The sequence below is a fragment of the Actinoplanes missouriensis 431 genome, from assembly GCF_000284295.1.
GTDB lineage: Bacteria > Actinomycetota > Actinomycetes > Mycobacteriales > Micromonosporaceae > Actinoplanes > Actinoplanes missouriensis.
In genome coordinates this window covers 240,024-255,995 of record NC_017093.1, presented here as the reverse complement: position 1 = coordinate 255,995, position 15,972 = coordinate 240,024, and the positions used below count along the sequence as shown (strand labels likewise).

Sequence of the window (15,972 nt, the reverse complement as noted above, 5' to 3'; positions counted from 1 at the left end):
GCCGCCCAAAGCTCCGGATCGGCTCGGAGGGCCGAGCGCATCGAACGCGCTGGCGTTCAGCCGGGCACGGATAGGCGTCGACGCCGCAGCGGCAGCCGACCTTCCATGGTCTGCCGCGCCGCCAGAGCCGTCGACGTCCGTGCTCGATCGGGTACTGCTGCCGCCTGGTCACGTTCCTCGCCTCCGCTCGCCGAGCCGATCCGGGGTTCTGGGCGGCGGCGAGCCGTCCTGGTGCCAGCCAGGGAGCGCCCGCCGCCGCGGTGCGCGGCGGCGGGCCGCTGAAGATGTCCAGTCGACGCCGGCCCGCCACCGCTGCGATCTAGAGTGATGGCGGGCTAACAGATAGTGAAGGGACGGCAGATACCCCTTTGCCCAGAGCGATCTTGGCAGGGGGGACGGAGCGTCCTACCGCACCCCTAGCCTCCGGGCCAGGCCGCGCAGCTTCGGCGACGCGCGCCGGCCGTTCAGCAGTGAACCGACCACCGCTCGCGGGAACGGCTGATACCGCATCCACTGCCCGGCGTCCTGCTCGATCTCCAGCAAGATCCGCTCAGCGTCGGCGTACCGGCCCAGGCCAGCGTGTGCATGTGCCAGGTCGGTCTTGTGTCGAGACCGTGCGGCGAGCGGCATCGGATTGTGTTGCGGCATCTCCCGGGCGACGTCCAGGGCGCGCGCGAAGTCGCCGGCCACCACGGCTGCGTCGACGCGCTGCATAACCACCTGGGTGACGCCGAACGTGGTGTTGAAGTCGTTGCGGTCCTCGCCGAGCCGGACCGCCGCGCCGTGCGCCACCTGCAGTAGATCGCGGGCCTCGTCGTCGTTGCCGGCCCGAGCCGCGGCGGTCGCGCCGGTCACCAGCAGGTTGCCCCACATGCTCACCGCCTCCGGTGCGGCCTTGCGGTTCGGCTCGATCTCGTCGGCCTCGCGGACCGCGATCGCCGCGGCGTCGTCTGCTCGCGCCTGGTTGAGCAACACCCAGCTCCGGGTGCCGACCACTGCGGCGTGCAGATTCCGGTCCTCGGCGACGTCCAGGGCGCGGTCGGCAGCTACCAGCGACAGATCGGGGTGACCGAGATGGACGAGCGTGGAGGCTGCTAGCTGGCTCGACTCGGCATGCAGATCCGCAGCACCGATCCGCCGAGCGTCGCTGATCACCTGCGGCAGGAACGTCGCGATGAGATCGTAGTTGCCGGACCAGTAAGCGGCCCACGCCTGGCGCACGGAGGCGCGGAGCTCGTCGACGGAAGCAGGTTCACCGCCGTCGTCGACGACCGGGGTGAGCGCTCGGCGCAGGGCGAGGATGCCGCCGGCATCCGGCACGGATTCGAGGTGGGTCGGCTTCCCCACGAGCACACCCAGATCGACGTCGAGTGCCTTGGCGATCTTGGTCAGATACGGCAGCGATCCGGGCTTCACGCCCTGCTCGATCTTCTTGACCAGATCGAGGGATACGCCGGCACGATCGGCGAGATCCTGCTGGGTCAGCCGGGGGGTGCGCTCGTTGCGCAGTTCGAAGATGCGGTCACCGATCTCGGACATGGCGGCTCCCTGGTAGCGGTCAGGGTGCGGCGGCCGGCCGCTACAACCGGCCGCCAACATCGACGGTACGTCGTCATGAGCCACAACGCTGCAGGCCACCTGATCCAGGTAAGCCAAACGGGTAGACATTGACGCCGATCATCCAACCGACGTCTTACCGCTTTCCGCCCAGGTCACGAGATCACCGCGCGTGTACAGGTCCGCGTTGCCCTTCTTCCCACGCGGAGCGGGCACGGCGCCCACGTTGCGCTGCAGCCGCTTCTTCGCCGCCTCATACCCCCACGGGATCACGCCAGCGTCTGAGGCGTCCCGCAAGGTCAACATGTCCCTGTCCTCGGGGACATCGCTGCTCAGCGCGCTATCAGGGCCATCCGCAGGCTTGGCGAGCGCACGTGCCTGCATGGTGTTCAGGTACGCGACCTGAACCTCTGTCGCGACACCGCCGATGACGACCTGCCACCGGCCGAGCGTCCGAGATGACTTCGGCATCGCAGCCTCTGGCACGAGCATCTTCCAGGCGTTGACCGTGTATCTGGCGAGGCAGCGCACCCCGAAGTTCTCGCGCGCTTCCGGCCCGCCGATCGCTCGGGCAGTCAGCATCTGCGCAATCGCGAGCACGTTCTTCTTCGCGGCCCGGCCCATGAAGAGCAGCTCGGCGAGCGCGGTGACGGCTGGCGACTTCTTCGGATCCGACTTCTCGCGCACCTCGGCCCAGTAGTTGGTCAGCTGGCCAATCGTGGCGTTGAGCTCCTCGCAGATCACCAGCGTGCGTTCGCCCGGGTCCCAGTCGTCTGCCTCGTGCAGCGCCAGGTCGTTGCGGACGTCGGCGTCTTCGGCCTCGCGGATGAGTGCAGCGTGCATCTGGTGCGGCTTCGTGCAGTAGTCCACGCCGTCCACGCCGAGAGCCCATCGGTGCGAGCCCTTGCGATCGAGGATGATGACGCGGCCACCGCGGCGTAGCACCTGCACCGCGATCAGCTGGGCCAACACGCTCTTGCCGGCGCCCGACCCGGCGCTGACTGCGATGTGTGGTGAGTCGTCCTTCAGCGAGATGGTGTACGGCCTACCGCCGGCCGCCTCACCAATGTAGAACTCCCACTCGGCCAGTGAATCGATCCGGGCGATGACGTGGTCGTAACCGACGTCGCCTGGCGGGCGCTTACGAACCGTCCAACGTGCCTTCACCTGCGCTCCTACCTGATTCCAGGACTCGACCAGGTCAGAGACTGGAATCTTGCTGTTGATGATCGACGAGACGAGTGCCCGCTGCTCCTGGGTGAGGTACGGCGTCTGCGCGGTCAGTTCGATGTGCGGACCGATCTGCTCGGTGCCGGGCCGCCGGAAGACGTCGAGCTTGGTGGTCGCGGGCCGGACCCACCGCTGCACCGCCCACGCGCAGCGCTGCGTCCGATCCGGAAGCCACCGCAGAACGGGCTCGATCCGCTGGCCGTACCACTGCCGCGCGGCGAGCTCCGCCGGAGACAGCGGAGTGGCGAGCCGTGGCGTGAGGTTGCCCAGGCCCGGGTCGACGTGCAGCGTCACCCCGGTCTCGAGGCCGAGCGGTGTGCGGATGGCGGTCAGGGTCGGGTCGATGTACGCACGGCGGAAGCGCCGGCGTGTCATCTGCCGACGCCCACTCCAGGCCGCAACCGCACCGGCCGTCGCGGCTACACCGATCCCTTGGTGCGGCTCAACGACGGTGAGCGCCGCCAGGGCGGGCGTGCCGAGGCGGTATGCCTGCCGTTTCCAGCCGGACCACCGGCCGGCACCGGGCCGGAGGTACGGGTATCCGTCCCGGCCGTCCAGCGGCCGACCGGTCACGTACCGGTACGCCAGCTCGCCCAGTGAACCCATCGCCATTACGCGCCGACCTCCTGCAGCTCTGGGCGCTCCCCGTTGATGCGCGGTTCCCGCTCGGGTTCTTTGGTGGGCTGGATGGCGCGCCGGACGGCTGCCTCAGACGTCCCGGCGAGTGCCGCCAGGCGCCGCCGGCCGAGAGTCGGGTCCGCGGTCCGCAGTGCGCGGATCACGAAGTCGATCTCGTGGGCGGCCCGCTCGTCCTGACGCGGCTGCTGAGCTGCTGGGACCCGGGGGCGGAGGTGGGTGAGCCGGACGGTGCGAATGCGGCGCCCGTGGCGGGCCCGGGCGATTCGAGCGCGCCCGGCCTGGGCGATGCTCGTCGCCCGTCGTGGGACCGTGTCGTCTGCGGCAGATGCGGGTGCCGCGAACCAGGTGGACCGGTCGACCCGCCGCCTCACGTCGGCGATCATGTCGTCGTCGGCGGCCAGCGACAGCCGTGCGAGACGCCCGGTCGCGCGCCTCCGCTGCCACCGCGTGCCGTGCCGGCGGTGGAACTCCAGTCGGGTCAGTTGCTGGGTGAGTCGCTCGCGATGCACGGTTTCGATGTCGCGCTCGCCGGGCTCGATCGCGCCGAGCCAGAGTAGAAATCGCCGAGGCGTCCACCGCCAGCTGCTCGCGCCGTCCGCTCGCTTGGCTGCCTCGCCAACGAGGCCGTCCCACCAGGCGAGGGTGACGAGGAGCGGGATCAGCAGGCGGAGGATGCCCTCGGCGAGTGAGGACGAGATCGCGGCGGCGACGACCGCCATGGCCGTTGCGACGATCCACGCGGTGCGACCGGACCGGCCGGGGTGGCCGTGCTCGCGCATGGACCGCTTCGCGCGGATCATCGCGAGCACGAGCAGGGTCTCGAGAACGAAGAACATCAGCAGACGCAGGCTGGTCGGGAAACCGGCCCGGCCAGTGAGTTCCCAGACGGCCTCGGACGACCAGCCGAGGCCGACGATCATGGCGAGGTTCGAGAGCGGCTCGTCGGGCCGGGCCGACCTCGCGACCTGGCGGATCCGGCGGCCGAGCCAGACCAGCAAAAGCACGGAGACCAGCAGGCCAGCCACGAGGACGTCGGGACGGTGGATCCAGCTAGTGATCTCGTTGGCTGCCATCACCGGTGTCCTTCGATCTGGGGCCGGGCCAAGATTTCGCCCTCGATGGCCTTGACGTGCGGGGCTGTGGTGGCGATCTCGGCCCGGGCCCGGATCGCCGGCCGCGGACTCTGCGTCTTCGTCGGCTCGGACTTCTTGCGCTTTGGCATCGGGAAGTCGTTCACCGCCCAAACCGCGAAGGCGCCGAGCCCACCGACGGCGATGAACGGGCCGGCCAGCACGAGCGTGGGGTTGAGCAGGTCAAGGTTCATGCCCACACCGCCGTGCGGGTTCGGGCGGCGCGGGGCCGTCGGGGGTCGGGGAGCAGCTCAGGGCAGCCGCAGACGGCGGCGATGAGGGTCATCGCGCCGATGATCAGTGGCAGGCCGACGAGGACCAGCGCGACGTTCAACATCAGCAGGGTCATGGCGCCATCATGACACACATGACACAGTTGAGACAGATGAGATGGTTGATGGAACGGGACAGTCGGGGGTGATCGCCCATGCGTGGTGGGCTCGATACGATCAGCGCACACGAGATGGGAGCGTTGATGCCGAGGAGTCGCGACGAGCTGCTCGCCGCCCTGGCCGCCGACGAGTGGCTGCGCGCCGGCGACGTCGCGACGGTGCTGGACGTGTCCCGGTCGACGGCGTCCCGCTTGTTCGATAGCGGCGAGCTCGCGTACCGGTACCGCCCCGGCGGGAAGCAGCGGACCGCGGATCCGGCTGATGTGCGCCGGCTCCTGGAGGCCTCGGAGCGGACGCACCGCGGCGAGGCGCCGCAGGACTAATCAACAGCGAAGGGCCCCGACCGGCATCCGGTCGGGGCCCTTCTGCGTTCTGGCGCCGGAGCCGCTCGTGCAGCCGCGGGAGGACTGTCCGGTCGGCTCCGGCCCCTGCTGGGCAGCAGGGTGGGGCGATCCCCGCCTAGGGCCAGCCAGGGGAGATCGCCCCGCTCGCAGCATAGGTCACTATGTGACCTAGGACGAGTGTGCGCTTGATGACCGTTAACGCCCCGTGATCGAATGGCCGGGCCAGCCAGGGAGTTAACCGCCACCGTGCCCGTTCCGCCGTCATCACGCGACATTGCGGATGATCTCTCCGCGCGTATCCGCAGCGGGGAGTACCCGCCTGGCTCCCGCCTGCCCACGTTGCGTGAGCTGGCAACTCTCTACAGCGTTTCGGTGAGCACGATTCAGCGCGCCCTGGACCGCGTCGACGAGCGTGGATTGGTAATCGGGAGTCAGGGCCGTGGAACGTTCGTGGTGGACGTTCTCCCTGAGTAATCCTTTTTCTGCTCGTTGAGCCACCCGGCAGCATGACTGTCCGATTCGGACGTTTCACTTTCCGTGTTGATCTCGTAACCTCTTGACACCTGAGATTGATCAAGTCGAGCAGGGGGCTTGATCAAGGGCTTAGGATGTTCGAACACTTGTTCGAATCATGGGGGGACGATGCAGATCGACGCAAGCAGCACGGGCAGCTGCTCACCGAAGCCGGGCACCCGAGTGAGGGCGCGGTGCCAGATCAAGGCCGGTGCAGTCGATGGGTGAAACGCATCGCGACCGTCCTGAGAGCCAGGACCCCAGCCAGCTCTAACCCATGGGGCCGGCTAGCGGGAGTGAAGCCGGTCACAAAGTGGCGCTCAGCGCTGACGCGCGAGTGTCAGGAGGCGGTCCGCCAGCCACGCCTCCTACGCCACAACCGAACCAACCGGCGTGATCGGAGATCCAGATGCAACACCCTCGCAGCTTCCTGGCCTATGTCGGACTCGGTGTCTCGTGCGCGGCGTTCATCGCCGCTGGCCTCAGCCAAATGCACGAAACGCCGATCGTCGCCGCACTGCTCTTCGCGCAGGCGCTGTCCATCGGCTGTGCCGGATGGTTCATCCGCGACGCGCGACGCAGCGGCCAGGAGGTCATCGCCCTGCGCGCGGAGATGGCCGGGCTGAAGGCGGAGCTCTCGCACCTCGATGAGCACACCGAGCTGCTGGCCGCGCGTACGGAGCGGATGGCGCGAGCGCTGGAGGTCAAGAAGGCGGTGCAGCCGCCGGGCGCCGGCCGGGAGACCACGGGCGAGGTCCTCGTTTTCCCGGCCGGCCCGCGCCGGTTGAGCTGAGATCCCCCCACCTGCCCCCCACAGCGAAGGCCCCACCGCCGCTGAGCTGCGACGTTGGGGCCTCGGCCTTCTTCTCTATATATACGACCGCCATCGGTCGGGTCCGACTGCTCGTCACCGACCTGATCGCGGCTGGCGACGCATAAGTGTTCGTTGCCTTACGCAGGCAACTTAACCAGCGCCAAAGACGGGGTACAGGCAACAGGCGGCCTCGTTACGAAGGAGCAACCCTCCCTCACCGGTCCGACTAGCCGAACCTGGCCGAACGGCCGACGACCACCCCCCAAAGGGGTCAGGAGGCGTCCACGAGCGGCAGCTGCGTGCGCCCGGCTCCGCCGCCCTTGATCGCGATCGAGGAGAAGTGCGACACCACGCGCTCGTCGGTCGGGTCCTCCGCTGCGGTGCGGTGCACGGCGAGGTGCCGGTACCAGGTGTCGCGCTGCGCCGGGATCCGGTCGGCGGTGCGGATCATCGAGATCAGGCCCTGCAGGTTGGACCGGTGCCGGGCGCCGGCCGAGGAGATCACGTTCTCCTCCAGCATGATCGAGCCGAGGTCGTCGACGCCCATGTGCAGCGAGAGCTGGCCGATGTCCTTGCCGGTGGTGAGCCAGGACGCCTGCAGGTGGGCGACGTTGTCGAAGAACAGCCGGGAGACCGCGATGAACCGCAGGTACTCCACGGTGGTCGCCTGGGTGCGGCCCTTCAGGTGGTTGTTCTCCGGCTGGTACGTCCACGGGATGAAGGCCCGGAAGCCGCCGACGGTGTGGTCCTTCTCGACGGCGTCGTCGCGATAGCCGTTCGCCACCGCCAGGTCCTGCACGCCACGGATCATCGTGATGTGCTCGATGCGCTCGGCGTTCGTCTCGCCGGTGCCCATCATCATGGTCGCGGTCGAGGAGAGGCCGTGCCGGTGCGCCACCGCCATCACCTCGAGCCAGCGCTCGCCGCTCTCCTTGAGCGGGGCGATCGCCTTGCGCGGCCGCTCGGGCAGCATCTCCGCGCCGGCGCCGGCGATCGAGTCCAGCCCGGCCGCCTTGATCCGGATCACCGCCTCCTCGATCGACACGCCGTCGACCTTGGCCATGTGCAGGATCTCGCTCGGGCCGATCGAGTGGATCGCGAGCTGCGGGTACGCCTGCTTCACCGAGGAGAAGAGGTCCTCGTAGTACGCCACGCCGTAGTCCGGGTGGTGGCCGCCCTGGAGCATCACCTGGGTGGCGCCGAGGTCGACCGCCTCGCCGCACCGCCGCAGGATCTCCTCCGTCGGGTGCGACCAGCCCTCCTTGTGCTTCGGCGCGCGGAAGAACGCGCAGAACTTGCACGCGGTGACGCAGACGTTGGTGTAGTTGATGTTCCGGTCGATCAGGTACGTGACGATGCCGTCCGGGTAACGCCGTCGCCGGACCGCGTCGGCCGCCTCGCCCAGCGCGTGGAACGGGGCCTGCGTGTAGAGGAGCAGCGCCTCCTCGGGCGTGATCCGCCCGCCGTCGGCGCCGCGCTGCAGGATGCTGTCGATCTCCGGATTCGCGGTCACGACTCGAAGCGTACGACTCCACGCGCGGAGTCGGCAGCGGCGCGGGTCACCGCTCGCAACGAGATCGGTGCGCAGCGGCTCGGCTCGCGGCCCGCTGCGGCGGGCCGGGGGTAACCTCGACGGGGCTTTTTCAGGGGGTGGAAGTGCTCGTCGTTCATGGTGGCTGGGTGCCCGGCCGGGGCGGTCCGGGACGGCTCGTGCTCTGGGCCGAGGACCCCGATCTGCCGCCGACGTCGGCCTCCCGGGCCCGCAGCGCCCGGCCGCACCCCTTCGCCGCCTCGGCCGAGTCGCTGCGCGCCGCCCTGGGCGAGCCGGTCGCCGACGCGGTGGCCGAGACCGCGACCGCCACCCTGCCCGGCACCGCGCGCGGACCCCTCCCCTCGCCGGAGACCGGCCTCGATGCCACGACCCGGGGTCTTCGACTCGGCGACTGGACGGTCCCGGTGCTCGCCGTGCCGGCCCGGTCCGCCGCGCCGGTGCTCGCGATGCTGGCCGAGCCCGACCCGAGCGGCCCCTGGGCGGCCGGCCCGTCCCTGCGATACCTCTGCCTGCTCGCCGGTTACGCCTGTGATCTGGCCCGGCGCGGCCGGATGCTGCCGCAGCTGGTGATCGAGTCGGGCGTGCCCGCGGCGCGCTGGCGGCCGGTGCTCACCGGGGCGGACGCGACGACCTACCGGGACTTCGCGGCCGGCATGCCCCCGGTGGCGCGAGCGATCGGGTCGACCGGCGGCGCCCACCCGATCGGCCGGACGGTCCGCGACGCCCTGGACGCCCTGGTCGACCAGGCCGCACGGGACGTCATGCCGGAACGGATCCTGGCCGGCGCCCGCCCGGGCCCCAAGGCCGCCCTGCCGGACCGCTGGCTCTCCGCGCTCACGATCGACGACCCCTCGCTGCCCGGCGCGGCGAGCGCGGACGTCCGCGACCTGCGCCAGGCGCTGGACGGCTGGATGCAGGCGGCGAACGCGGCGAACGGCCCGATCCGGGTCAGCTTCCGGCTCATCGAACCCCCACCGCCCAGCGAGGTCCAGCCCGGAGAGGCCCAGCCCGGAGAGGCCCAGCCCGGAGAGGCCCAGCCCGGCGACGATCAGTGGTCGCTGGAGTTCGCGCTGCAGTCCGCCGACGATCCCAGCCTCTACCTGTCAGCGGCGGCGCTCTGGCAGGGCGAGCGCTTCCCCGGCCTGCCCCGCCGCCCGGACGAGACGCTGCTGGCCGGGCTGGGCCGCGCGGTCCGGCTCTTCCCGCTGCTGCACGTGGCGCTGCTGGAGAAGCAGCCGACCGCGATGCCGCTCGCCACCGGTGAGGCGTTCGAGTTCCTCCGCCAGGTCGCGCCGCTGCTGCAGGCGGCCGGTTTCGGGGTGCAGCTGCCGTCCTGGGCCGGGCGCAAGGGCATCGGCCTCAAGCTCACCACCCGATCCAAGAGCAAGTCCAAGGCCGGCGCCTCACGCGCGGTCGCCGACTCCGGGTTCGGCCTGGAGCAGCTCGTCGAGTTCCGGCTCGACCTGGTGATCGGCGACAGCACGGTGACCGCCGAGGAGCTGGCCGAGCTGGCACGGCTCAAGGTGCCGCTGGTCCGGGTCCGCGGTCAGTGGGTGGAGCTGGACGACCGCCAGCTGAAGGCCGCGCTCAAGGCGGTGAGCCGCCGTCACGAGGGTGAGCTCACCGCCGGCGAGGTGCTCCAGCAGGTGGCCGACGGCGGCGACGAGGATCTGCCGCTGGTCGAGGTGGACGCCGACGGGATGCTCGGGGACCTGCTCTCCGGGCAGGCCGCCGAGCGGCTGACCCCGCTGCCGACGCCGGCCGGTTTCCACGGGACGCTCCGCCCGTACCAGGAAAGGGGTCTTTCGTGGTTGAACTTCCTCTCCCACCTGGGACTCGGTGGAATCCTGGCGGACGACATGGGTCTCGGGAAGACCGCGCAGACCCTGTCGCTGATGCTCACCGACCCCACGCAGAAAACGCTGATGATCTGCCCGATGTCGCTGGTCAGCAACTGGCAGAAAGAGGCGGTGAGGTTCGCGCCGAGCTTGCGGGTCTACGTGCATCACGGCGGCACCCGGCTGCGCGGCGAGGAGTTCGACGCCGTGGTCGCCGAGTCGGATCTGGTGCTGACCACCTACGGCACTGCGCTGCGTGATCTAGAGACATTACGGAGGGTGACCTGGGGGCGGGTCGCCTGCGACGAGGCTCAGGCGATCAAGAACAGTGGCACCCGGCAGTCCCAGGCGGTCCGGGCGCTGCCGGCGCGGACCCGGCTGGCGCTGACCGGCACGCCGGTGGAGAACCACCTGGCCGAGCTCTGGTCGATCATGGACTTCTGCAACCCCGGGCTGCTCGGGCCGGCGAAACGGTTCCGGCGGCGGTTCCAGGAGCCGATCGAGAACCGGCAGGACGCCGATGCCACCGCCGCGCTGAAACGGGCCACCGGTCCCTTCGTGCTGCGGCGCCTCAAGACCGACAAGAGCATCATCTCGGACCTGCCGGAGAAGAACGAGATGAAGGTGTGGTGCTCGCTCACCCCCGAGCAGGCCACCCTCTACCAGGCCGTCGTCGAGGACATGATGGCCGAGATCGAGAGCACCGAGGGCATCCAGCGCCGGGGCAACGTGCTCGCCGCCATGATGAAGCTCAAGCAGGTCTGCAATCACCCCGCCCACCTGCTCAAGGACGGGTCCCGCCTGCCCGGCCGCTCGGGCAAGCTGGCGCGCCTGGAGGAGCTCGCCGAGGAGATCGTGGAGGACGGCGACAAGGCCCTGGTCTTCACCCAGTACGCGGAGTGGGGCTCGCTGCTCCAGCCCTACCTCGCGGCGCAGCTCGACCGCCCGGTGCTCTGGCTGCACGGCGGGCTCAGCAAGGCCCGCCGCGACGAGCTCGTCGACCGCTTCCAGACCGGCTCCGAGCCGATGGTGTTCCTGCTCTCGCTGAAGGCGGCCGGCACCGGCCTCAACCTGACCGCGGCGAACCACGTCGTGCACTTCGACAGGTGGTGGAACCCGGCGGTCGAGGACCAGGCCACCGACCGGGCGTTCCGGATCGGGCAGTCGCGCAACGTGCAGGTGCGCAAGTTCATCTGCACCGGGACGCTGGAGGAGAAGATCGACCAGATGATCGAGCGGAAGAAGTCGCTCGCCTCCTCGGTCGTCGGCACCGGCGAGGACTGGATCACCGACCTGAGCACCGATCAGCTGCGGGAGCTGTTCTCGCTCGACCCGGCGGCGGTGCGCTGACATGCCTCAGTTCTTCGAGTCCGGGCCGCCGATCAAGGTGGACGGTGGCCTCGCGGTCAGGTCGCAGCGCGGCAAGATCGGCGAGCAGTGGTGGTCACGCCGGTTCGTCGACGTGCTGGAGAGCGTCTGCCAGCCGGGGCGGCTGGCCCGGGGCCGGACCTATGCGCGCAAGGGCCAGGTGATGGACTTCGCCCTGCTGCCGGGCCGGGTGACGGCTCGGGTGCAGGGGTCGCGGCCCACGCCGTACCAGGTGGAGATCCGGATCGAGGCCTACGACGAGGAGCAGTGGGCCGAGATCACCGCGGCGCTGGCCGGGCAGGCGCTCTACCGGGCCGCCCTGCTGGCCGGCGAGATGCCGCACGAGATCGTCGAGCTCTTCACCGACCTCGGCATGCCGCTCTTCCCCTCGGACCTGAACATCTCCTGCTCCTGCCCGGACTGGGGTGTCCCCTGCAAGCACGGCTCAGCCGCGCTCTACGTGCTCGCCGAGGCGTTCGACGACGACCCGTTCCTGGTGCTGGCCTGGCGCGGCAAGGCCCGGGACGCGCTCCTCGACGAGCTGCGCGGCACTCCCGAGCCGGACGAGGAGACAGCCGACCCGCTCGCGGTCGAGGACGAGCCGCTGGAGGATCGGCTCGCCGACTTCTACGCCCCCGGGATCAGCCTGGGCCGGCTGCGGGAACGGCCGGCTCGCGGCGCCGCGCCACCGGAGCTGCTGCTGCGTGCGCTCGACCCGCCGAAGGTGGTGGTGCGGCACATCCCGCTCGTGGACACGCTCCGGGCCGCCTATCGCGAGCTGGGCAGATCTGAGGAATGACAGACCGGGGCCGCGTCCATCGTGGACCGATCGTGGGCGAGTCCACGATGGACGCGGCGGCTTGTCAGACTACCCGGAACGCCCTCAACTCTGCGAGGCGTAACAAGTCGTGTCAATAGACGAAATCCGATATTAGAGTTGGGAACCCATGAGTGAGATGACCTACCGCCGGCTGGGCGACTCGGGCCTCGTCGTTTCCGCCGTCGGCATCGGCTGCAACAACTTCGGCCGCAAGCTGGACGCCGACGGCACCCGCGAGGTGGTCGACGCGGCGTTCGACGCCGGCATCACCCTCTTCGACACCGCGGACATCTACGGCACCCCGCACGGCACGTCGGAGGCCCTGCTCGGCGCCGCGCTCAAGGGCCGGCGAGACGAGGCGGTGCTGGCCACCAAGTTCGGCATGAACATGGAGGGCATGAACGGCCGGGACTTCGGCGCCCGCGGCTCACGGCGGTACATCACCCGCGCCGTCGAGGCGTCGCTGCGCCGGCTGGAGACCGACTACATCGACCTCTACCAGATGCACGAGCCCGACCCGGCCACCCCGATCGAGGAGACGCTCGCCGCCCTCGACGACCTCGTCCGCTCCGGCAAGGTCCGCTACCTGGGCAACTCGAACTTCTCCGGCTGGCAGATCGCGGACGCCGACTGGACCGCCCGGACCAGCGACCGGACCCGGTTCATCAGCGCCCAGAACCGGTACAGCCTGCTCCACCGCGATGCCGAGGCCGAGGTCGTGCCGGCGTGCGAGCAGTTCGGTCTCGGGCTGCTGCCGTTCTTCCCCCTCGACGCCGGCCTGCTGACCGGCAAGTACCGGCGCGGCGCACCGGCCGGCGCCGGTACCCGGATGTCGACCGACCGGTACGCGTCCTGGCTCGACTCCGCCGACTGGGACACCATCGAAGCGCTCACCGCGTTCGGCGCGGAGCGCGGGCGCAGCCTGCTCGAGGTCGCGATCGCCGGGCTGGCCGCACGGCCGGCGGTGACCAGCGTGATCGCCGGGGCGACCACGGCCGAGCAGGTGCACGCCAACGCTGCGGCGGCGTCGTGGCAGCTCAGCGTGGCAGACGTGGCGGCCCTCGAAGAGATCCTCAGCTAGCCGGCGAAGAACTCCGGGCCGTCGAGCGGCAGAGCCGGCACCTCGCCTCGCTCCGCCGCCCGCCGGGCGAACTCGCGCAACCCGGCGACCTGCCGCTCACCGAGCGAGAAGTCCAGCACCCGGAAGTAGTTGGCGAGGGTGGCCGCGTCGAACGGCTCCCATCGGGCGCCGGCCTCAGCCACCTCGTCCAGCTCCTGCAACGCCAGGTCACGGGACCGCTGGAACGCCTCGTGCACGTCCTTGACCAGACCCGGGTGCGCGGCCGCGAAGTCCTTGCGGACCGCCCAGACGGCGAAGACCATCGGCAGCCCGGTCCACTCCTTCCACGCCTCGGCCAGGTCGATCACCTGCAGGCCGAGGGTGGGCGCCTCGTACATCGCGCGCAGCGCCGGGTCCCCGATCAGAACACCGGCGTCGGCCTCCATCAGCATCTGCGACAGGTCCGGCGGGCAGCGGAAGTACTCGGGGTCGACCCCGTACCTCTCGGCCAGCAGCATCTGCGCGAGCAGCACCCCGGTCCGCGAGGTGGAACCGAGCGCGACCGGCCGCCCGTTGAGCTCAGCCGGCGGCCGGGTGGAGATCAGGTTGACCGAGAGCACCGGCCCGTCGCTGCCGACCGCCAGGTCGGGGAGGAGCAGCAGCTCGTCGGCGTGCCGCAGGTACTCGACGAGCGTGATCGGCCCGATGTCCAGGTCACCGGCGACGAGCGCGGCACTGAGCCGCTCCGGGGTGTCCTTGTGCAGGTCGACGTCGAGGAGGGCGCCCGAGCGCATCAGGCCCCAGTAGATCGGGAGGCAGTTGAGGAACTGGATATGCCCGACCCGGGGCCGACGGACGCTGTCGCTCATGCTGCGACGTTATCCCTGATCTCGGGTCCGCTGCCGGTCGGCGGGGCGGCGGGTGGCTCAGATCGCACCAGGGGGAGGCAGGCCAGCGCTGCCAGGACGCCCGCTGCCCCGGCGCCCGCGACCAGGGCGCGGGGCTCGAAACCCTCGGCCAGCGGACCCGCCACCAGCAGCCCGGTGAGTCCGGCGCCCTGGACGATCGCGGTGGTCGCGGCGAAGGCCCGGCCGTGCGCCGCGGGCCGCACCCGGCCGGCGATCAGCACGGTGGTGCAGATGTTGAGGGCGCCGTTCGCCGCGCCGCCGAGGATCCAGAGCGGGATCAGCCAGCCGGCGCTCCGCACGGTGGCGCCGGCGAGCACCATCAGGCAGGTCGCGGTCAGCAGGACCAACACGGTGCGCAGGGTGATCCAGCGGCGCGCCGACCGGCCGAGGGTCAGGCTGGCGGTCAGCATGCCGACGGTCCAGGACGCCATCACGAAGCCGTAGACCGTGGTGGAGGCGCCGAGCGTGTCCCGGATGAAGAACACCTCGAAGACGTTTATCGCGCTGACCCCGGCGACGACGGCGGCGACGGCCACCGTCATGACGGTCAGGACGCGGTCGTCGCGGAGGCGGAACGGGACAGCCGGCAGGGGGTCGGCACCGGTGAGGTTGCCCCTCCGCGTACGGATCAGCAGTCCGATTCCGCTCAGCCCGAGGTAGGCCGCGGCCGCCAGTAGCAGCGGCACTCGGGGACCGGCCTGCCCGACCAGGATCCCGGCCAGGGCCGGTGCGGCGAGCATCCCCACCTGGCTCGCGGTCTGCACGATGCCGCTCGCGCGCGGCAGGTCCGCCTCGCTGACCATGCCCGGCACGAGCGCGGCGATGGTCGGCTGAACGACGGCAACACCGCAGGCCAGCAGCGCGACAAGGGCAATGATCAGGGCAGGGTGGGCGGTGAACGCCAGCGCCGCGCAGAGCGCGGTCTGCGCAAGACCCACCACCACCATCAGGGTACGGCTGTCCGCCCGGTCCACGAGCCGTCCGGTGAGCGGCGCCAGCACCGCGATCGGCAGGCTCGCCGCGACGAGCAGTCCGGAAACGGCCAGCCCGCCGTGCCCGGATTCCTGGAGGACCAGCGCGAGCGTGGTCGCCGCGAGCAGGTCACCGCAGACCGAGATCCCACGGCCCGCGGCAGCCAGATGGACGTCCGGCCATCGCGAAGTTGTGAAGGACATACTTCGAAAGTATTCCTTCACAACTATCCGGGCAAGGGTGCGGCTATGCCATCGGGAACGCCGCGTACTGCACCACGACCCGGCGCGCTCCCTCCGGCGCCTCGGCCTGCCGGTCCCGCATCCGGAACGGCTCCATCAGCGCCCTGATCCTCTTGTTCAGCTCGGCCAGCTCCTCGGCCGTCATGACCAGTTGCTGGCCCATCAGCGCGCTCGCGTCCCGCCACTCCCGCGGATCCTGCGGCTGCCGGGCCATCCAATCCCGTACCCGATCCTTGTCCCGGGTCATGTAGAGGTCGACGAGCGCCTGCTCCGCCGCCAGCGACTCCGGCTGCGCGGCGTCACTGTCGATCCACAGGCTGGAGCCGGTGCTGCGCCACCGCCGCTCGCGCCCGTCACCCTGGCTCGGAGCGTGCTCGACGAGCCCGTACTTGGCGAGTTCCCGCAGGTGATAACTGGTCGCGCTGGGCGACAGCCCGACCAGGCCGGCACACTCGGTGGCGGTGACCGAGGCCCCGGTGTAACTCAGGTACTCCACGATCTCGATCCGGGCCGGATGCGCAAGCGCCCGCATGGTCCGCGCATCAGTGATCCGAACGTTCGCCTGCTCAGCCATCCCCCCATTCTCAGCCAGG

At 70.4% G+C, this 15,972-nt stretch carries 15 protein-coding genes; 6 read left to right on the top strand and 9 right to left on the bottom strand.

Annotation, left to right across the window (positions count from 1 at the left end):
- Positions 1–405: 405 nt before the first annotated feature.
- Genes AMIS_RS01180 through AMIS_RS42220 form a run of 5 tightly spaced genes read right to left on the bottom strand, consistent with a single transcriptional unit; the run spans position 406 to position 4,905 of the window.
- Positions 406–1,668 (bottom strand): helix-turn-helix domain-containing protein, encoded by a 1,263-nt coding sequence (locus AMIS_RS01180; protein WP_014440349.1) that lies wholly within the window; start codon positions 1,666–1,668, stop codon positions 406–408.
- A gap of 9 nt (positions 1,669–1,677) precedes the next feature.
- On the bottom strand, positions 1,678–3,360 hold the full coding sequence (locus tag AMIS_RS01175; protein WP_231859202.1) for a helicase HerA domain-containing protein: 1,683 nt from the start codon (positions 3,358–3,360) through the stop codon (positions 1,678–1,680).
- Positions 3,361–3,398: 38 nt separating this feature from the next.
- The gene (locus AMIS_RS01170; protein WP_041829491.1) at positions 3,399–4,499 is read right to left on the bottom strand and encodes a hypothetical protein; all 1,101 of its coding nucleotides are present in this window, start codon (positions 4,497–4,499) and stop codon (positions 3,399–3,401) included.
- Positions 4,499–4,750: a hypothetical protein gene (locus tag AMIS_RS01165; protein ID WP_041829490.1), complete on the bottom strand. Its 252-nt coding sequence runs from the start codon at positions 4,748–4,750 to the stop codon at positions 4,499–4,501. Before AMIS_RS01165 ends, AMIS_RS01170 begins: the two co-directional genes overlap by 1 nt.
- A complete protein-coding gene (locus AMIS_RS42220) occupies positions 4,747–4,905 on the bottom strand; it encodes a hypothetical protein (protein WP_014440345.1) in 159 nt (52 codons plus the stop codon). The genes AMIS_RS01165 and AMIS_RS42220 overlap by 4 nt, the downstream gene beginning before the upstream one ends.
- 126 nt (positions 4,906–5,031) lie before the next feature.
- Here AMIS_RS42220 and AMIS_RS01160 point away from each other — a divergent pair, with 126 nt between their 5' ends.
- The 3 genes from AMIS_RS01160 to AMIS_RS01150 all read left to right on the top strand — a co-directional run bounded on the left by AMIS_RS01160 (position 5,032) and on the right by AMIS_RS01150 (position 6,598).
- Positions 5,032–5,271: a helix-turn-helix domain-containing protein gene (locus AMIS_RS01160; RefSeq protein ID WP_172666556.1), complete on the top strand. Its 240-nt coding sequence runs from the start codon at positions 5,032–5,034 to the stop codon at positions 5,269–5,271.
- A 234-nt stretch (positions 5,272–5,505) separates the two neighbouring features.
- Positions 5,506–5,766, top strand: a complete 261-nt coding sequence (locus AMIS_RS01155) for a winged helix-turn-helix domain-containing protein (protein ID WP_014440343.1) — start codon at positions 5,506–5,508, stop codon at positions 5,764–5,766.
- A gap of 529 nt (positions 5,767–6,295) precedes the next feature.
- Positions 6,296–6,598, top strand: coding sequence for a hypothetical protein (locus AMIS_RS01150; protein WP_157434703.1), 303 nt, complete (start codon positions 6,296–6,298; stop codon positions 6,596–6,598).
- Between the two features lie 292 nt (positions 6,599–6,890).
- On the opposite strand, the gene mqnC is transcribed toward AMIS_RS01150, so the two are convergent.
- A complete protein-coding gene (gene mqnC, locus AMIS_RS01145) occupies positions 6,891–8,132 on the bottom strand; it encodes a cyclic dehypoxanthinyl futalosine synthase (RefSeq protein WP_014440341.1) in 1,242 nt (413 codons plus the stop codon).
- 143 nt (positions 8,133–8,275) lie between these two features.
- On the opposite strand from mqnC, the gene AMIS_RS01140 reads away from it, so the two are divergent.
- The 3 genes from AMIS_RS01140 (at position 8,276) to AMIS_RS01130 (ending at position 13,278) form a co-directional block, all read left to right on the top strand.
- Positions 8,276–11,359, top strand: a complete 3,084-nt coding sequence (locus tag AMIS_RS01140) for a DEAD/DEAH box helicase (RefSeq protein WP_014440340.1) — start codon at positions 8,276–8,278, stop codon at positions 11,357–11,359.
- Between the two features lies 1 nt (position 11,360).
- Positions 11,361–12,176, top strand: coding sequence for an SWIM zinc finger family protein (locus AMIS_RS01135; RefSeq protein WP_014440339.1), 816 nt, complete (start codon positions 11,361–11,363; stop codon positions 12,174–12,176).
- A gap of 148 nt (positions 12,177–12,324) precedes the next feature.
- The gene (locus tag AMIS_RS01130) at positions 12,325–13,278 is read left to right on the top strand and encodes an aldo/keto reductase (protein ID WP_014440338.1); all 954 of its coding nucleotides are present in this window, start codon (positions 12,325–12,327) and stop codon (positions 13,276–13,278) included.
- Here the strand turns inward: AMIS_RS01130 and AMIS_RS01125 are convergent.
- Genes AMIS_RS01125 through AMIS_RS01115 form a run of 3 tightly spaced genes read right to left on the bottom strand, consistent with a single transcriptional unit; the run spans position 13,275 to position 15,953 of the window.
- Positions 13,275–14,126, bottom strand: a complete 852-nt coding sequence (locus AMIS_RS01125; protein ID WP_014440337.1) for a menaquinone biosynthetic enzyme MqnA/MqnD family protein — start codon at positions 14,124–14,126, stop codon at positions 13,275–13,277. The two genes, AMIS_RS01130 and AMIS_RS01125, sit on opposite strands and share 4 nt — an antisense overlap.
- The gene (locus tag AMIS_RS01120) at positions 14,123–15,340 is read right to left on the bottom strand and encodes an MFS transporter (protein ID WP_014440336.1); all 1,218 of its coding nucleotides are present in this window, start codon (positions 15,338–15,340) and stop codon (positions 14,123–14,125) included. The genes AMIS_RS01125 and AMIS_RS01120 overlap by 4 nt, the downstream gene beginning before the upstream one ends.
- Before the next feature lie 43 nt (positions 15,341–15,383).
- A complete protein-coding gene (locus tag AMIS_RS01115) occupies positions 15,384–15,953 on the bottom strand; it encodes an ArsR/SmtB family transcription factor (RefSeq protein WP_014440335.1) in 570 nt (189 codons plus the stop codon).
- Positions 15,954–15,972 lie beyond the last annotated feature (19 nt).

Coding starts and splice junctions, on each gene's coding strand:
- AMIS_RS01180 (WP_014440349.1), bottom strand. CDS start 1,668: ATGTCTACCCGTTTGGCTTACCTGGATCAGGTGGCCTGCAGCGTTGTG.
- AMIS_RS01170 (WP_041829491.1), bottom strand. CDS start 4,499: ATGGCAGCCAACGAGATCACTAGCTGGATCCACCGTCCCGACGTCCTC.
- AMIS_RS01165 (WP_041829490.1), bottom strand. CDS start 4,750: ATGAACCTTGACCTGCTCAACCCCACGCTCGTGCTGGCCGGCCCGTTC.
- AMIS_RS42220 (WP_014440345.1), bottom strand. CDS start 4,905: ATGACCCTGCTGATGTTGAACGTCGCGCTGGTCCTCGTCGGCCTGCCA.
- AMIS_RS01160 (WP_172666556.1), top strand. CDS start 5,032: ATGCCGAGGAGTCGCGACGAGCTGCTCGCCGCCCTGGCCGCCGACGAG.
- AMIS_RS01155 (WP_014440343.1), top strand. CDS start 5,506: ATGGCCGGGCCAGCCAGGGAGTTAACCGCCACCGTGCCCGTTCCGCCG.
- AMIS_RS01150 (WP_157434703.1), top strand. CDS start 6,296: ATGCACGAAACGCCGATCGTCGCCGCACTGCTCTTCGCGCAGGCGCTG.
- AMIS_RS01135 (WP_014440339.1), top strand. CDS start 11,361: ATGCCTCAGTTCTTCGAGTCCGGGCCGCCGATCAAGGTGGACGGTGGC.
- AMIS_RS01130 (WP_014440338.1), top strand. CDS start 12,325: ATGAGTGAGATGACCTACCGCCGGCTGGGCGACTCGGGCCTCGTCGTT.
- AMIS_RS01125 (WP_014440337.1), bottom strand. CDS start 14,126: ATGAGCGACAGCGTCCGTCGGCCCCGGGTCGGGCATATCCAGTTCCTC.
- AMIS_RS01120 (WP_014440336.1), bottom strand. CDS start 15,340: ATGTCCTTCACAACTTCGCGATGGCCGGACGTCCATCTGGCTGCCGCG.
- AMIS_RS01115 (WP_014440335.1), bottom strand. CDS start 15,953: ATGGCTGAGCAGGCGAACGTTCGGATCACTGATGCGCGGACCATGCGG.